The sequence below is a fragment of the Lacisediminihabitans sp. FW035 genome, assembly GCF_054880895.1.
The window spans coordinates 3585664-3601153 of sequence record NZ_CM142187.1 but is presented as its reverse complement, the minus strand read 5'-3'; the positions used below and the strand labels follow the sequence as shown (position 1 = coordinate 3601153).

9 protein-coding genes are annotated in these 15490 nt (G+C 67.7%); 5 read left to right on the top strand and 4 right to left on the bottom strand.

Annotated elements, in window-relative coordinates; genetic code table 11:
- Positions 1-38 precede the first annotated feature (38 nt).
- From ACVXZ4_RS17200 to ACVXZ4_RS17185, 4 genes are all read left to right on the top strand, one after another.
- Complete coding sequence (locus ACVXZ4_RS17200; RefSeq protein WP_461796002.1) at positions 39-4076, top strand: hypothetical protein; 4038 nt, start codon at positions 39-41, stop codon at positions 4074-4076.
- Positions 4073-6691 carry a family 78 glycoside hydrolase catalytic domain gene (locus ACVXZ4_RS17195; RefSeq protein ID WP_461796001.1) on the top strand — a complete coding sequence of 873 codons (2619 nt, stop codon included), beginning with the start codon at positions 4073-4075 and terminating at the stop codon, positions 6689-6691. Before ACVXZ4_RS17200 ends, ACVXZ4_RS17195 begins: the two co-directional genes overlap by 4 nt.
- Entirely contained in the window at positions 6684-7700 is a 1017-nt protein-coding gene (locus tag ACVXZ4_RS17190; protein ID WP_461796000.1) for an arabinan endo-1,5-alpha-L-arabinosidase, read from the top strand. The genes ACVXZ4_RS17195 and ACVXZ4_RS17190 overlap by 8 nt, the downstream gene beginning before the upstream one ends.
- 145 nt (positions 7701-7845) lie before the next feature.
- Positions 7846-8415 (top strand): HdeD family acid-resistance protein, encoded by a 570-nt coding sequence (locus tag ACVXZ4_RS17185; protein ID WP_461795999.1) that lies wholly within the window; start codon positions 7846-7848, stop codon positions 8413-8415.
- A gap of 126 nt (positions 8416-8541) precedes the next feature.
- Here ACVXZ4_RS17185 and ACVXZ4_RS17180 read toward each other — a convergent pair whose 3' ends face one another.
- The 4 genes from ACVXZ4_RS17180 to ACVXZ4_RS17165 form a co-directional block, all read right to left on the bottom strand.
- Positions 8542-10584: an amylo-alpha-1,6-glucosidase gene (locus tag ACVXZ4_RS17180; protein WP_461795998.1), complete on the bottom strand. Its 2043-nt coding sequence runs from the start codon at positions 10582-10584 to the stop codon at positions 8542-8544.
- A gap of 62 nt (positions 10585-10646) precedes the next feature.
- Positions 10647-11528 carry a carbohydrate ABC transporter permease gene (locus ACVXZ4_RS17175; protein ID WP_461795997.1) on the bottom strand — a complete coding sequence of 294 codons (882 nt, stop codon included), beginning with the start codon at positions 11526-11528 and terminating at the stop codon, positions 10647-10649.
- Positions 11525-12724 (bottom strand): carbohydrate ABC transporter permease, encoded by a 1200-nt coding sequence (locus tag ACVXZ4_RS17170; RefSeq protein WP_461795996.1) that lies wholly within the window; start codon positions 12722-12724, stop codon positions 11525-11527. The genes ACVXZ4_RS17175 and ACVXZ4_RS17170 overlap by 4 nt, the downstream gene beginning before the upstream one ends.
- A 5-nt stretch (positions 12725-12729) precedes the next feature.
- Positions 12730-13983 carry a sugar ABC transporter substrate-binding protein gene (locus ACVXZ4_RS17165; RefSeq protein ID WP_461795995.1) on the bottom strand — a complete coding sequence of 418 codons (1254 nt, stop codon included), beginning with the start codon at positions 13981-13983 and terminating at the stop codon, positions 12730-12732.
- 381 nt (positions 13984-14364) lie between these two features.
- On the opposite strand from ACVXZ4_RS17165, the gene ACVXZ4_RS17160 reads away from it, so the two are divergent.
- Positions 14365-15411, top strand: coding sequence for a LacI family DNA-binding transcriptional regulator (locus ACVXZ4_RS17160; RefSeq protein ID WP_461795994.1), 1047 nt, complete (start codon positions 14365-14367; stop codon positions 15409-15411).
- Positions 15412-15490 lie beyond the last annotated feature (79 nt).

Sequence of the window (15490 nt, the reverse complement as noted above, 5' to 3'; positions counted from 1 at the left end):
CGTCTCTTCGTACTGCCACAACCGACCAGGAAGCTCTCATGCACAACGTCACCCCGGCACCAGGAACGCCCTCCGCGGAGGCAGCCACGCTGGCAGCCCGCTTCGCCGAACCGGATGCCTCGCGCTTCGGCCCGGTGCCGATCTGGTGGTGGAGCGGCGCGAAGCTCACGCGCGAGCGGTTGCGCTGGCAGATGGAGCAGCTCGTCTCGCAGGGGGTGTCGCAGGCGGTGATCCTCAACCTCGCCCCGACCGGTCCGCTGTACGGCTCGCTCGCCGACGACCCGCCGTTCATGAGTGAGGCCTGGTGGGAGCTCTTCCTCGGCCTGTGTCAGGACGCTGACGAGCTCGGGTTCAAGTTCTGGCCGTACGACCAGATCGGATTCTCGGGGGCAAACCTGCAGGGCAAGCTCATCACCGAGCATCCGGAGTGGGCCGGCCAGTCGCTCGGCCGGGTGCAGTCGGCCCTCGGTGAGGGGTCTGCCCGCAGCCTCGCCGCTCCCTTCGGCTCCGAGCCGATCGTCGCCTATGTCGTCAGCCCGGATGGGGCGACGGCGACAGTCGCCCCGATCGTCGGTGACACGGCGACGACGGATGCGTCGGAGGGCACCCTCACGCTGGTCTACGCGCAGACCCGGGGGTTCGACTACTTCAACCCCGAGGCATCCGCCGCCCTCATCGACACCGTGCATGGCGAGTTCCGCCGGCGGGCCGGCCAGTGGTTCCGCTCGGTGATCGTCGGATTCTTCCAGGACGAACTGCCGGCGATGCCGACCTGGTCGACGCAGTTCCGGTCCACCTTCACCGCGGAGTACGGGTACGACCCGCGGCAGTGGCTCGGGGCGCTCTGGGACGATCCGCTTCCCAACCTCTGGGGGCGCCCCGCCGAGTCGACCCTGCGACGCCAGTTCAACGAGCATCGGGCGCGTCTCGCCGACCGGGCAACCTTCACCCCGCTCGGCGAGTGGTTCGATTCCGAGGGGCTGATCTGCGGGTTCGACCAGCAGAGTCCCGCTCGCGAGGGTGATCCGGCGGGCGCCACCCGCCTGTACGGGGACTACCTCCAGCTGCACGCCGACTACGGCGCTCCGGGAAGCGACCACTGGGGCGACTCGAAGATCCACAGTTCCCTCGCCCACGCCGGGGGCAAGCCGCGCACCTGGCTCGAGGCGTTCCACTCCTCCGGCTGGGGCGGAACCCTCGAGGAGACCTACGACTGGCTCGCCCCGTTCCTGCGGCGGGGAGCGACCCTCTACAACCCCCACGCCGTCTACTACAGCACCGCGGGCGGCTGGTGGGAGTGGGCCCCGCCCTCGACCTGCTGGCGCCAGCCGTACTGGAGGGAATACGGCATCCTCTCCGGGGCGGTGTCGCGGCTGTCCGAATTGTTCACCACCGGTACGCACGTTGCCGACACGGTGCTGGTCTTCCCCACCTCGACGGTGCAGGCGAATGTCACCATCGACGGGGCCCTGGAGGATGCGACCGAGGTGGGTCGCCTGTACCAGCAGCTCAATGGCACACCGGCCTGGTACGCCGAGCGGCCGGGGATCCTGGATGTCTCCGGGCACGACTACGACGTGTACGACGAGGCCACCCTCGCCTCCGCCACCATCGACGGCTCGCTGCTTCGCGTAGGCACCGAGACCTTCCGCAACGTGATCGTGCCGGCGGCCCGGATGCTGCGGGGTGAGGTCGGGGTGCTTCTGGCCCGCTTCGCGGCAGCCGGCGGCACGGTCATCCTCGTCGGCGCCGTGCCCGACCAGTTCATCGGCGGCAGTGCCGCGGAGGCGGAGGAATTCCGCGCGTTGGTCGCGGCCGGCACCATCGCGACTGTCGCAGAGGCTGCGGAGGTCGTTCCGCTCCTCGGGCATCACGAGGTGTGGGTGGAGACGGATGTTCCCCACCTGATTCGAAAGGTCGGCGACAGTTGGGTGCTCGCCCTGTTCGCCCACGATGACATCAGCGGCACCGCCCAGCCGATCGTGAAGGGCGGCGGATCGGGGATCGAGTGGATCGAGACCACCTGGGACGCCTACTGGCAGGAGATCACCGAGCACGGCTACGAGTTCCGTCCGGTGACCGACCGGGTCGCGTCGGTCAGGGTGCACGGACTAGGCAGCGCCCCGGTGTCGGTGCAGCAGTGGGACCCGCGATCCGGCGGACGCAGCGCGGTGTATCCTGGCACCGATGGCAGCACCCTGACATTCGACGTACCGTTCGAGGACGGCACGGTGAGCATAATCGTGATCGGGGCGGACCTCCCCCTGCCCGACCGCAGCGCCCTCGGCGCGGTGAGCGCGCAGCATCCGGTCACCGGCTGGTCGCTCCAGGCGCGGTCGTTGCTCGACAACGCGCACGGTGACTTCGCCGCAGCGAGCCGCACCGGCATCCTCCCGATCGAGGTGTGGCAGTTCGACTACCGGGTCGGTGACGACGACCGGTCCGAGCCGGTCACCGCCACCTTCGGGCCGTTCGCGGACAGCACGGGACCCTTCACCACCGCGGATGTCGCCCCCTGGGCTGTCGGCGCCGTCCAGTGGAAGGAGACCGGCTGGTCGCTCTCCCGAGGCATCGAACAGGACCCGGTGCACGGCGACAGCCTCGGCCCGAAGGGCTACGTGCCCGAGGAGTTCCTGATCTGGCCGGAGGTCGTGGCCGGACAGTGGGTCGCGGTGCGCACCACGCTCACTGTTCCCGAGGCAGACGTCACTCTCACCGTCGGCGCGAACGCCGCCGCAGTGCTGCTCATCGACGGCGATCGCGTCGAGACCGAGGGCGAGGGGTATCTCCGAACGGCGCCGATCGCGCCGGGACCGCACGCCATCCAGATCTGGCTCCGTGCCGAGCGTGACGAGACGGTGCGCGCCGCCTTCGCGCTCGTGCGGGATGTCGAGACGTTCCGCCGTCCGGAGTGGCTCGAGCCGGTGACGAAGTCCGACGACCGGGCGACTGTGGAGGTGTCGCTGGAGTGGTCGATCGACTCGATCCCGGCCGATTCGCGCATCCTGGTCGGCTCAGAGCAGCCCTGCACCGTCTTCGTCAACGGGGAGGAGATCGGCCGGCAGAGCGACTTCGACCCCTATGCCGATCGTCGATTCGGGCGCCTGCATCCGTACGATCTCGCGCGGCTTCTGCGCATCGGTGACAACACCGTCGTGCTTCGTACCCTCGAGGGCGTCCGTCGACCCGCGGTGCTCGTCGACTCGATGCCGGAGTCCCTCGGCGGGCTCGGTGTGATGACCGGCACCGGTCACTGGACCGCCTCCCGCAACGGCGTGCCCACCGCGATCCGGCGGCGCACGCAGCAGTGGCAGGATCCCCGCTTCGTCAGCCTCGAAGCCAAGCCCCATCCGCTTCCCCGCGCGGCCTGGCTCGAGAGCTCGCGCTATGACGACCGGACCGTCATCGATGTCGTGCCGGAACGATCGGTGGCGGATCGGCTGCCGCAACACCTCTCTTTCGTGCTTCCGATCGGGGCGATCGCGGTGCGGGTTCCCACCGAGCTGCCGTTCGAGGCGCGGGTGGGGGAGCGGCGATACGACCCGGTGGCCGACAGAGTGGCACTCGACCACCCCGCGACGGCAGGCGAGCGGATGGTACTCACCTTCGTGCCCGGCGACGGCCGTCGTGCCGGAGCGGTTCTCGAAGGCGCCGTGCAGGTCGAGACGGTGGCGGTGTGCGCCGAGCTCGCCGACTGGACCGCGATCGGATTGTCGGCCCTCGCCGGCGAGGTGGTCTATCGGGCGACGTCTGAACGCCCGTCGACCGCCGCCGGCGAGCGCATCTCGCTCGATCTCGGCACCGTGCGAGGGAGCGTCTCCGTCGCGATCGACGGGATTCCGGCCGGGGCGCTGGCCTGGAGCCCCTATCGACTCGACATCACCGATGTGCTCGCGCGTTCTACTCGGCCGGCGGATGCTCCGATCGAGATCGCGGTAACGGTGTGCAACACCCTCGCCGGCTACCTCGACCACGCCTCGCCGACCCCGGCGGTGTTCGAGGGGCAGACGCGGGCCGGGCTCCTTGGGCCGGTGCGCATTGTGCGTCATCGCACTGCCGCCGTGGCATCCGCGTGACCGACGTGATCGTGGCGGCCCCGACGTTCGAGCACCATCGTGAGGCGTTCGGCATCGGGGAGGCCCGCCCTCGCGTGAGCTGGAAGACGGCCGCGCCGGCGGGCTGGGTGCAGGATCGATATCAGCTCGAGCTCGTCCGTGGCGAGACGCGCCTCCGTTCCGAACTGCGGGACTCCGCCGAATCGGTGTTGGTCGACTGGCCGTTCGCGTCACTCGAGTCCCGGCAGCGCGCGCAGGTGCGCGTTCGCTGTTGGGGAGCAGACGGCCAGCCGAGCGCGTGGAGCGCGCCCGCTACCGTCGAAGCCGGACTGCTGGCATCCGGCGACTGGGTGGCCAGCGCGGTGGGGCCAGCGCTCGTGCCCGAGTCGCGCAGCGAGACCGCACCCTGGCTCATCCGCGCCGGATTCTCGCTGCATCGGCCGATTGTGTCAGCAAGGCTCTATGCCACCGCGCACGGCAACTTCGAGGCGGAGATCAACGGCCGACGGGTCGGCGACGAGACTCTCGCCCCCGGCTGGACAAGCTATTCGCACCGGCTCCGCTACCGCACCTACGACGTGACGGACCTGCTCAGTCCGGGCGCGAATGCCATCGGGGCTCATCTCGCCGACGGCTGGTACCGCGGTCGTCTCGGGTTCCACGGCGGCCACACCGACCTGTACGGCGACGATGTCGCGCTGCTCGCGCAACTCGAGGTCACACTCGATGACGGTTCGGTCGTCGTCGTCGCGACGGACGAGAGCTGGCGCGTCGCTCGCGGTCCGATCCGGCGGGCGAGCCTCCTCGAGGGGGAGCGCTATGACGCACGGCTCGAGGTGCCCGGATGGTCCGAGCCGGGATTCGCGGATTCGACCTGGCAAGGCGCGGTCGGCTTCGATCTCGATCCGCAGACCCTCGTCGCGCCGACCGGCCCCCCGGTTCGCTGCACCCAGGAGCTTCCCCCGCTGACGGTGACGACGTCGCCGCGCGGGGCGAGCATCCTGGACTTCGGGCAGAACCTGGTCGGCCGGCTTCGCATCAGGGTGCGAGGCGAGGCGGGAACCCGACTGCGGCTGCGCCATGCCGAGATCCTGCAGGACGGTGAGCTCGAGACGCGGCCGCTCCGGGGGGCCACGGCCACCGATGAGTACGTGCTCCGCGGCGACACCGACGGCGAGGAGTGGGAGCCGCGGTTCACCCTGCACGGCTTCCGCTACGCCGAGATCACCGGGTGGACCGGAGGACCGATCGCCGACAACGTCGTGGCGCGGGTGTATCACTCCGACCTCGAGCGCACCGGATACTTCGAGTGCTCTGACGGCCTGCTGAACCGACTACACGAGAACGTCGTGTGGAGCATGCGGGGCAACTTCGTCGACATCCCCACCGACTGCCCCCAGCGCGACGAGCGCCTGGGCTGGACCGGTGACCTGCAGGTCTTCGCGCCCACCGCATCCTTCCTCTTCGACTGCTCCGGGATGCTTGTTTCCTGGCTGGCGGATGTCGCTGCCGAGCAACTCCCGGATGGCACGGTGCCCTGGTTCGTGCCCTCGATACCGGGAGGGGAGATGTGGACACCGGCCCGCCCCGGTGCCGGCTGGGGTGATGTCGTCGCCCTGACACCCGTCGTGCTCTACGAGCACTTCGGGGACGAGCGGATCCTCGCAGACCAGTTCGACAGCGCTCGCCGGTGGGTGGACCTGATCGGGTCGCTCGTTGGCAGTGACGGTGTGTGGGACAGCGGGTTCCAGCTCGGGGACTGGCTCGATCCGAGCGCGCCGCCTGATGATCCGGCCGCCGGCCTCACCGACCGCTACCTCGTGGCCTCGGCCTACCTCGTGCGGTCGACGGAGGCCGTGGCCCGCATGGCCAGCCTCCTCGGGCTGCAGGCCGAAGCCGATCTCTACGGTACCCGGGCCGCCGAGGCGACGCGGGCGTTCGCCGACCGGTATATCGGATCTGACGGCCGGCTGCTCGACGAGTCCCAGGCCGCCTACGCACTCGCGATCGTGTTCGGCCTGTTCGCCACCGAGGCTCACCGGGTCGCCGCCGGCGCCCGCCTGGCAGAACTGGTGATCGCCGGCGGCTCCACGATCGCCACCGGATTCCTCGGAACGCCCGTGCTGCTCGATGCCCTCAGTTCGACCGGCAACCGTGATACGGCATACGGAATGCTGACGCAGACCCGCTGTCCCGGATGGCTCTACCCGGTCACGATGGGCGCGACCACCGTGTGGGAGCGCTGGGACAGCCTGCTGCCCGATGGCACCGTGAACCCCGGGGAGATGACCTCGTTCAACCACTTCGCTTTCGGGGCGGTCGCCGACTGGATGCACCGGGAGGTCGCCGGCATCCGCCCGATCGATCCCGGCTACCGCACGATCGGGTTCCGGCCGAACCCGGGCGGCGGCATCACCTCTGCCCACGCGTCGCTCGAGACGCCCTACGGTCCCGCCGCCATCGACTGGCGAGTGGAAAACGGTCTGATGTCTGTGCAGGTAGTCGTGCCCACCGGCGCGCGCGCGATCGTCCAGTTGCCCGACGGCGCCCGGCACGACATCGGCCCCGGCGCGGCGGGCTTCGCCTGCGTCATTTCAGAAATCGAACTAGACACAGGAGTCTCGACGCATGACTGAATCAGTGCAGAATCCCATCCAGGTGGCACAGAGTGGGCGCCCGCGGCGCAGACGACGGATGCTCACGGCCATCGTCAGCGTCGCCCTGACGCTCGGCGGGCTGGCGGCCGCGCCCCCGGCATTCGCTCTCACCGGCGACACTCACATGCATGATCCCAGCGTGATCAAGGTCGGATCGTGCTACTACGGCTTCTCCACCGGGTTCGAGGGTGGCCCGGGCAATGGCTCGGTGACTATCCGCAAATCCTGTGCCGCCGGAGGAGCGAGCGGGTGGACCTACCTCGGCACCGTGTGGAATTCGGTGCCGGCCTGGATCACGACGAAGCTCGGGTCGACGCCGCCGAACATCTGGGCGCCGGACATCAACTACTACAACGGCAAGTTCTATCTCTACTACGCCGCATCGATCTGGGGGCAGAACACCGTTGCCGTCATGGGACTCGCCACGGCGACCAACATCGAGGGGCCGTGGACCGACCAGGGCATGGTGACCGATGTCAACTACCCCATCGATCCGAACGTGGCATGGGGGCCGAACAACACCCAATACATAGCCTGGGGCTCATGGAACGGCACCTATCTCCACGTCACCGTGCCGGGAACCGGAAAGCTCTCGACCACCGACAACAATCTCTGGAAACTCGCGACCGGGATCGAGAACCCGTCGATCATGCTGAACGGCGGCTACTACTACCTCTTCGGGTCCAAGGGCAGCTGCTGCGTCGGCGTGAACAGCACCTATTACACGGTCGTCGGGAGATCGACGAGCATCACCGGGCCCTACCTCGACAAGAACGGCACCAACATGCTCGGCGGCGGAGGCACGACGGTGCTCACGGGCAGCAGCCCGCAGGTCGCGGCGGGCGGCGGAGACGCGTATGACGATGGGACCGCAAAGCGGTTCGCGTATCACTTCTACGATGCGAACAATGCGGGTAGGGAGACTCTCAACATCCGTCCGGTGACATTCTCGAACGGCTGGCCGGTGATGGGCGCGCCGCTCCAGTAAAAAACGCAGGAGATTCGCCACCGGAAGGGCGTTCAGCGGCGAAAGGGCCGTTTCGCGGTGAATCTCCTGCGTTTTGGGGAAGCGCGCAGGGGATCCAGCCGGGCGACCGTCGACAATCGATGGGAGAGGGGCGAAGATCGAAGGCATGGCCAGCCAGGACACCCTCGACTCGCAGGTTCGTGCCGTCTTCCGGCGGGGAGCATGGATCGCCGCGATCGGAGCGGTTCTGGTCGGCGCGTTCGGCCTGATCTTCCCCCGCGCGGCGCTGCGCTCCGTCGCGCTGCTCTTCGGCGTCTACCTCATCGTCGCCGGCATCAGCAGGGTCTTCACCGCAGTCTCCGGCCGGGAGATGCGGGCCGGCTGGCGCTGGTTCGTCGGGCTGATGGGAGTCGTGGTGATCGTCGCCGGCGTGCTCTGCCTCAACAATCCGTTCGGCACCCTCATCGCCATCGAGTTGATCATCGGCATCGGCTGGATGATCGACGGCCTCATCTGCATCATCACCGCGTTCGCCCTGTTCCGTCGGGGCACGCGGGCGACCCTGGTGCTCACGGGCCTCGCGTCGTTCGTACTCGGCCTCGTGGTGATCCTGCTCCCGGGGTCCGCGATCGTCGGATTCCTCTTCGTCACGGCGATCTTCCTCGTCGTGATCGGAGTCGTCGGCATCGTCAGCCTGGCGATCACCCGGTCCCAGCGGAGGCTCGACGCCGCGTAGGTCGCGCGAGTCATCGCCGTCGCGGCGGGGAAAATACCTCGCGGAGGGAGTCACAACTCCAGCCGCGAGGGGATTGCCCCTCCGCGAGCGGGCGGGTCCCCCGCCACGAGGGCAGCGGCAGCGGGGCTACTCCACCTGCACGGACGCACCGGAGGACGCGGTGACCTCTCCATCCGCATTGACCGTGATCGAGACATCCGCGCCGCCGAATCTCAGCCCCTTCACCATGAGCGCCCCGACCGTCGTCATCGGCGAAACACCGAGGGTCGCGGATGGCGCATCCGGGCGCAGTCCGAGGGTCGATGCCAGCACCGAGACCGATGCGGCCGCCGACCAGGCCTGCGGACGGCACGCCGCGGGGTAGGGAACCGGGGCGCCGAAGTCGCTTGCGGGGTCGCCGGAGTGCAGCTCGGGCATCCGATAGTCGAATCCGGATGCCGCTGCGAGGAGTCCGGAGGCAAGCGAGGATGCCTCCGCAGTGAAGCCGTCGCGCGCGAGACCCGCGATCGCGATGGCGGTGTCGTGGGCCCAGACGCTGCCACCGTGGTAACTGAGCGGCCAGTAGCCCTGCGAATCGGTGGACATCGTGCGCAGGCCGTAGCCCGAATTCAGCTGTGGTGAGACCAGCCGGCGAGCGACGAGGGCGGCCTGGCGCGAGTCGAGCAGCCCGGTGCCGAGCAGGTGGCCGATGTTGCTGGTGACCGTGTCTACCCGACGCTTGGAGGAGTCGAGCGCGATGGCCGGGTAGGCCCCGTCCGGGTCGTCGATCCAGAACGTCTCGTGGAAACGGGTGCGAAGGCGGGCCGCCCAGTCGCGCCATTCCGCGCCACCGGCGACACCGAAGTGATCGAGCAGTTCCGCACCGTGCATCGCGGCCTCGTACGCATAGGCCTGCACTTCGCAGAGGGCGATCGGGCCCTCGGCCAGGGTGCCGTCGCGCCACTGCACGGAATCGCCGGAATCCTTCCAGCCCTGGTTCGCAAGGCCGGTTCCGGTGGCATCCACATATTCGAGCAGGCCGTCGCCGTCGGCGTCCCCGTAGTCCCGCATCCATTCGAGCGCGGCGACGAGGTGGGGGATCAGCACGACGACCTCGGTCTCGGGAAGTCCCCACTTCCAGGCGTCATACAGCAGGCAGACCCAGAGCGGTGTGGCATCGACGGTGCCGAAGTACAGGGGCGGCAGCACCACTCCCTCGCCGGGGATCGAGAGCGTGCTGCGGCGCAGCTCGTGCATGATCTTGCCGGGCTGCTCGGCACTTCCGGCGACGGATCCGGTGCCCTGCAGCGACGCGAGCACGCGCAGTGTGTCCCCCGCGAGAGTGGTGCCGAGCGGCAGCATGAAGCGCGCCGACCACAACGAATCCCGGCCGAACAGCGTGAAGAACCACGGCGCACCGGCAGCCAGGAATTCGGATGCCGGATCCGACACCGTCGTGAGCCTCAGGGCATCGAGGTCGGAGAGGGCCTGGGTCACCCACCGTTCGAGGCGATCATCACCGGCGTTCAGCATCGGGACGGACCAGCGGGCGGCATCCGTGGTGCCGCACACGACCGCATCGGCATCCTCGGCCTCGATCGTCCAGGTGACCGTCACCGACCCGTGCGCGGGGATGTCGAGAGACCAAGCCAATCGGATGCCGCCGTCCGCGTGCTCGGTGACCTCCGCATCCGGGGAGTTCAACGACGCCCGCACGGCGCCTCGGCCCCAGGTCGCCGCGCGCGGGGACACGACGAAGGACACGCCATCGCCGCCGATGCCCGCCTTCACGGACTCCATTTCGGCGAGATCGCTGTCGATCTGCACCGCGGCCGTCGTGGATACGCGCGTGTCGAGCGCCGACTGGATCGTCAGGGACTCGGACACCCCCGTGGTCGAGACCGTGCGGCGATGCAGCAGTCGCACGCGTGGGTCAGCGGTTCGATCATCCAGGCCGCGCAGCAGGCCGACGAACACGGTGCTCGCCGCACCCGAGGGAACGGTGGCGATCGGTTCGGCCGACTGCCCGCCCACCGTCACCACGCTGCGCGACACGACCCGGATGTCCGAGTGGTAGATGCCCGTTATGCCGCGTCCGTCTATCGTGCCGTCACCGGCCGACCAGGCCTGGGACGGCGCTCGAAGCAGGACGGTGGTGTCATGGAGCAGCGGCTGCAGCGTGGGGAGCATGAGAATCAAGAACTTTCAGTGGTGGTGCGGAGGGCGTGCGTGGAGATGCCGGATCGACTCGTCTACTCCTTCACCGCCCCATCGCTCGCGTTCATGATCTGCCTCTGGAAGATGAAGAACATGATCGCCACCGGAACCGTCATGATGGCTGCGGCTGCCAGCTTTATCGGGTACTGCGTACCCTGGCTGAGCTGTCCGGATGCGAGGGAGGCGACTCCCTTCGTGAGAGTCACGAGATCGGGGGACTGGGTCGACACGATGAAGTGACTCAGCTCGTTCCACGATCCCTGGAAGGAGAGGATGACGATGGTGATGAGTGCGGGCCGGGCCATCGGCAGCACCACCGACCAGAACACACGGAAGGTGCCGGCACCGTCGATGCGGGCCTGCTCCTCGACGCTCGCCGGGATGGACTCGAAGAAGTTCTTCATGATGAAGATCCCCGCGGCGTCGGTGAGCAGCGGGATGATCATGCCGGCGTAGGTATCGTAGATGCCGATCTGGTTGATCACGAGGAACTTCGGGATCAGGAGCACCACTCCGGGCACCGACATCACTGCGATGAGGCCGGCGAACATCACGTTGCGCCCCCGGAAGTTGAGCCGCGCGAGCGCGTATCCCGCGAGGGAGTTGAAGAACACCCGTCCCGCGGTCACGAAGACCGTGACGATCGCCGAGTTCTTGAACCAGATCGGAAAGTCCGAATGCAGGAACAACCGCTCGTAGGCCGCCGTCGAGAAGGTCGCCGGGATCAACGAGAGCGGGTCGCTCGCGGCATCCGCCTCCGTCTTGAACGAGGTCGCCACCTGGATGAGGAACGGAAAGATGTAGACGATCGCGAGCACGACGAGCAGCGCATAGAGGATCGACCGGCCGGCGAGCAGGCCGCCGCTCGGCCGGGCCGTGCGCGTGAACGAGCGGGGGGCTTTCGTGATGGTGCTCATAGCGAGCCTCCCTTGCTCATGATCTGGCTCGCGGCGATACCTGTGGCGATCTTCGGAGGTCCGTTGCCATCATCCGGTTTGTCGGGACCGTCGTCTTTCGGGCCGCCTGAATCGCCGTCCGTCGGCGGGATCTCATACCCGCGCATCCGGCGCTTGGAGACCTTGCGCTCGGCGAGGATCCAGCGCTGCAGCAGCGTGAACAGCACGATGATGATGAAGAGCAGGAACGCGATCGCCGCGCCCTGGCCCCACTGCTGGTTGTTGAACGCCGACTGGTACGAGAGGAAGGCCGGGGTGAGCGTCGTCTTGCCTGGTGCCCCTTTCGTGCCCGTGTAGATCTGGTCGAAGACCTGCCAGCAGCCGATGAGTCCGAGTGTGAGCACGGTGAACAGGGTGGGGCGCAGCTGGGGCAGGGTGACCCGCCAGAAGCGCTGCCAGCCGTTCGCGCCATCCATCATCGCGGCTTCGGTCACGTCCCCGCCGAGATTCTGCAGCCCGGCGATGAAGAGGAGCATGAAGGTGCCGCTGGTCGTGAAGACCGCGAGGAGCACGAACGCGAACATCGCGACGGATGGCCCGCCGAGCCAGTCCCACCACGAGACGCCGAGCGCCGTGGAGTTCGTGAGCGCGCTCGGGCCGGACTTCACGCCGAACAGTCCGAGGAAATTGTGGATGATTCCGTCGGGATCGTTGAACCAGTTGGGCCCCTTCACGCCGAGGTAGGACAGGAGCTTGTTGACGGCGCCGGTGGAGTTGAAGAGGAACAACCAGAGGACCGTGATGGCCACGGAACTCGTGACGGACGGAAAGTAGAAGGCGGTGCGGAAGAAGCCGCGACCCTTGAGGATCTGCCGGTTGACCAGCACAGCAAGGAACAGGGCCAGCGCGGTCTGCAGCGGAACGACGAGCACGACGTACCAGGCGTTGTTCTTGAGCGCGGTGCCGAAGTCCTGCTCGGCGAGACCCCCACCTCCGAGGAGGGCGGAGTAGTTCTCCAGGCCGACGAAGTGCACGTTGCCCGAGAGCGGGCTCCCGCGGCCGGTCCAGTCGCTGAAGCTCACCCAGAGCGCCATGAGCACCGGCACGACCAGGAACAGCCCGAGCAGGATGACCATCGGTGCGGTGAAGAGGTAGCCCGAGAGGGCCTCCCCGCCCCGGAGTCCGGAGCGGGAAGACCGCCTCGTGGTAGTCGTCATGGTGACTACTTGACCAGTGCTTCGAGGTTCTTCTGGGTGGCGTCGAGGATCGTCTTAGGATCTCCCGTTGCGAGACTCTCGAGCTTGGAGTTGAGGTCGGTCACGACATCCGCCGCACCCTTCGCTGCCGGAACACCCTTCGCGTAGGCTGCCGCGTCGAGGAACGGCACCAGCTTGGGGTTGTCCTTCTTCCAGGCATCGGCTGCCGACTTGATCGACGGCATCGGACCGAATGCGGTCGAGAACGCGAGCTGGTCGCTCGAGCTGGTCAGCTTCTCGACCAGCTTCACGGCCGCGGCCTGGTTCGGGCTGTCCGCGGCGATTCCCCAGCAGTTCGTGAACTGCAGCGTTCCCTTACCGGCCGGACCGGCGGGCAGCGGTGCGATCGTGTACTTCACGGTCGGGTAGTCGCTCGTCATCGCACCGGTGATCCAGTTGCCCTCGATGGTCATCGCCGCGAGGCCCTTACCGAAGGCCTCACCGCCCCATCCGGCCCCGAGGTCCTTGGCGTACTTGAGGCTGCCATCGGCCATGAGCTTCTTGGCGTAGTCGAGCGCTGCGATGTTCTCGGCGCTGTTCGCGGTCGCCTTGGTGCTGTCCGCGTTCATGAGGTTGCCGCCGGCCTCCGTCATGAAGGCGCCGAGGCGAGCGTATTCGCCTCCGATTCCCAGACCGACGTGGCCATCGGTTGTGAGCTTCTTCGCCACGGTCTCGAGCTGGTCCCAGGTGGTCGGGATGTCCGCGTCGGTGAGTCCGGCGGCCTTCCACATGTCGGTGTTGATCTCGAGCGCCAGGGTCGAGAAGTCCTTCGGTGCGCAGTAGAACTTGCCGTCGAAGGTGAAGGACTTGACCAGGCTGGGGTAGAAGTCGTCCTTGTTCTTCAGGTTGTCGCCGTAGGCGAGCAGCGACCCGTTAGACGCGTAGCCAGCCAGAGCGTCGGTGCTCAGGTAGAAGACATCCGCCGGCTTTCCGGCCGAGAAGCCCTGGGCGAGCTGCTGGTTGAGGTCGCTCGCCACCGATACCTTCGCGTCGGTTCCGGATGACTTGGACCAGTCCGCGACGGCACTGTTGACGGCCTTCGTCTCCGCGTCACCACTCGAGCCGATCAGCACGGTGAGGGCCTTCTTCGAGGAGGTGAGTTTTCCGCCGGAACTGTCGGAGCTCCCTGCGCCGAAGCCCGAGCTGCAGGCGCTGAGCGCGAGTACTCCGACGGTGGCGAGGATGCCGGCAGCCAGCCAGCGATTGGTGCGTCTTTGCATTATTTCTCCTTGGATGGGTGTGCCCGGTGATGGGCGCTGTGATTCGTCAGCGGAGTCGGGGGTTTCGCGGGGGAACCGGATGCTTCCGTCGCGGAAGCGCGTGCGGACTCGATGGTAGCCACGGTGCCCTCCTTTGGGTCGCAGGTCGGTTCGCTTGTGCGGTCGGGACGTCGCGGCGGCGTGCGGAAATCCGCAGGCCGGCCAGTTCATCCTTTGATCGTTCAAATCGGGCGGGGATCGTGGTCGATTTGATCGATCAAATTGTAGACTGACTGTAACGCCCGTTCGGGTGGAGTGTCAACCGTGTACCGTCATCCATCCGCTCGGGCGCTGCGGTAACGTGACGGTACCGCACGAACGGACTGACCCTTGGAGGCTGCGATGTCACAGTTGCCGACCGTGCTCGACGTCGGTCGGGTCGCGGGTGTTTCGCGCCAGACCGTCTCGAACGTGCTGAACTCTCCGCAGATCGTCAAACCGGAGACGAGGGAGAAGGTCGAAGCAGCCATCGCCCAGCTCGGCTATCGGCCGCACGCCTCAGCCCGGCGGCTTCGCACGCGGAAGAGTTCGACCATCGGCATCCGCCTCGATCCCATGACCAATGGCATCTCGGGATCCCTCCTCGACCGGTTCCTCCACGCCCTCACCGAGCAGGCGGACCGTCGGGGGCTGCGGGTCATGCTGTTCACCGCGACCGGTCCGGACGACGAGATACGCCAGTTCGCCAGGCTGCACGACGGGGCGGATGTCGACGGCTTCGTGCTCACTGCGACCTTCGTCAACGACCCGCGCACGGAATGGCTCATCGAGAACAACGTGCCGTTCGTCACCTTCGGACGGCCCTGGGGTATCGATGACATGAACGACCCTCGGCACCTCTGGGTTGATGTCGACGGCCGGAGCGGTGTGCGTGATGCCACCGATCACCTGCTCGACGGCGGTGCATCGCATGTCGCGTTCCTGGGCTGGCCGACGAAGTTCAGCACCGGTGACGACCGCCGTCGGGGCTGGCGGGAGGCGATGGAGGCGCGGTCCGGCCTGGACGCCGCGCAGCTCGACGCGCTCCAGGCCGACTCGGAAGACGACGTCGCCGAGGCGAGCCAGGCCATCCGCGCCCTGATCGCTTCGGGAGTGCGGGTGGATGCCGTTGCCTGCGCGAGCGACTCCCTCGCCCTCGGCGCGCTGCTCGTCGTCGGCGCCGAGGTGCCGGTGGTCGGCTACGACAACACCCCCGTGGCGGGAGCCATCGGGCTGTCCAGTGTCGAGCAGCCGCTCGACGAGGTGGCCGTCGGGGCCCTCGATCTGCTTCTCGGCGACGGCTCGCACGGCATCGTCGGCTGGGAGAACTCGTCTGCCGAGGCGCGACACCGTCTGGTGACCCCGCGCCTTGTGGTGCGGGAACGTTCGCCGATCGGGCGCCTGGCCTGAGCTCGCCGTGAGCCTAGCGGGTGTCCACGCTCCCTCGAGTGACACGTGCGCCCAAAAATCCGGGCGCACGTGTCACTCG

Coding starts and splice junctions, on each gene's coding strand:
- ACVXZ4_RS17180 (WP_461795998.1), bottom strand. CDS start 10,584: ATGCTCCCCACGCTGCAGCCGCTGCTCCATGACACCACCGTCCTGCTT.
- ACVXZ4_RS17170 (WP_461795996.1), bottom strand. CDS start 12,724: ATGACGACTACCACGAGGCGGTCTTCCCGCTCCGGACTCCGGGGCGGG.
- ACVXZ4_RS17185 (WP_461795999.1), top strand. CDS start 7,846: ATGGCCAGCCAGGACACCCTCGACTCGCAGGTTCGTGCCGTCTTCCGG.
- ACVXZ4_RS17200 (WP_461796002.1), top strand. CDS start 39: ATGCACAACGTCACCCCGGCACCAGGAACGCCCTCCGCGGAGGCAGCC.
- ACVXZ4_RS17175 (WP_461795997.1), bottom strand. CDS start 11,528: ATGAGCACCATCACGAAAGCCCCCCGCTCGTTCACGCGCACGGCCCGG.
- ACVXZ4_RS17160 (WP_461795994.1), top strand. CDS start 14,365: ATGTCACAGTTGCCGACCGTGCTCGACGTCGGTCGGGTCGCGGGTGTT.
- ACVXZ4_RS17190 (WP_461796000.1), top strand. CDS start 6,684: ATGACTGAATCAGTGCAGAATCCCATCCAGGTGGCACAGAGTGGGCGC.
- ACVXZ4_RS17165 (WP_461795995.1), bottom strand. CDS start 13,983: ATGCAAAGACGCACCAATCGCTGGCTGGCTGCCGGCATCCTCGCCACC.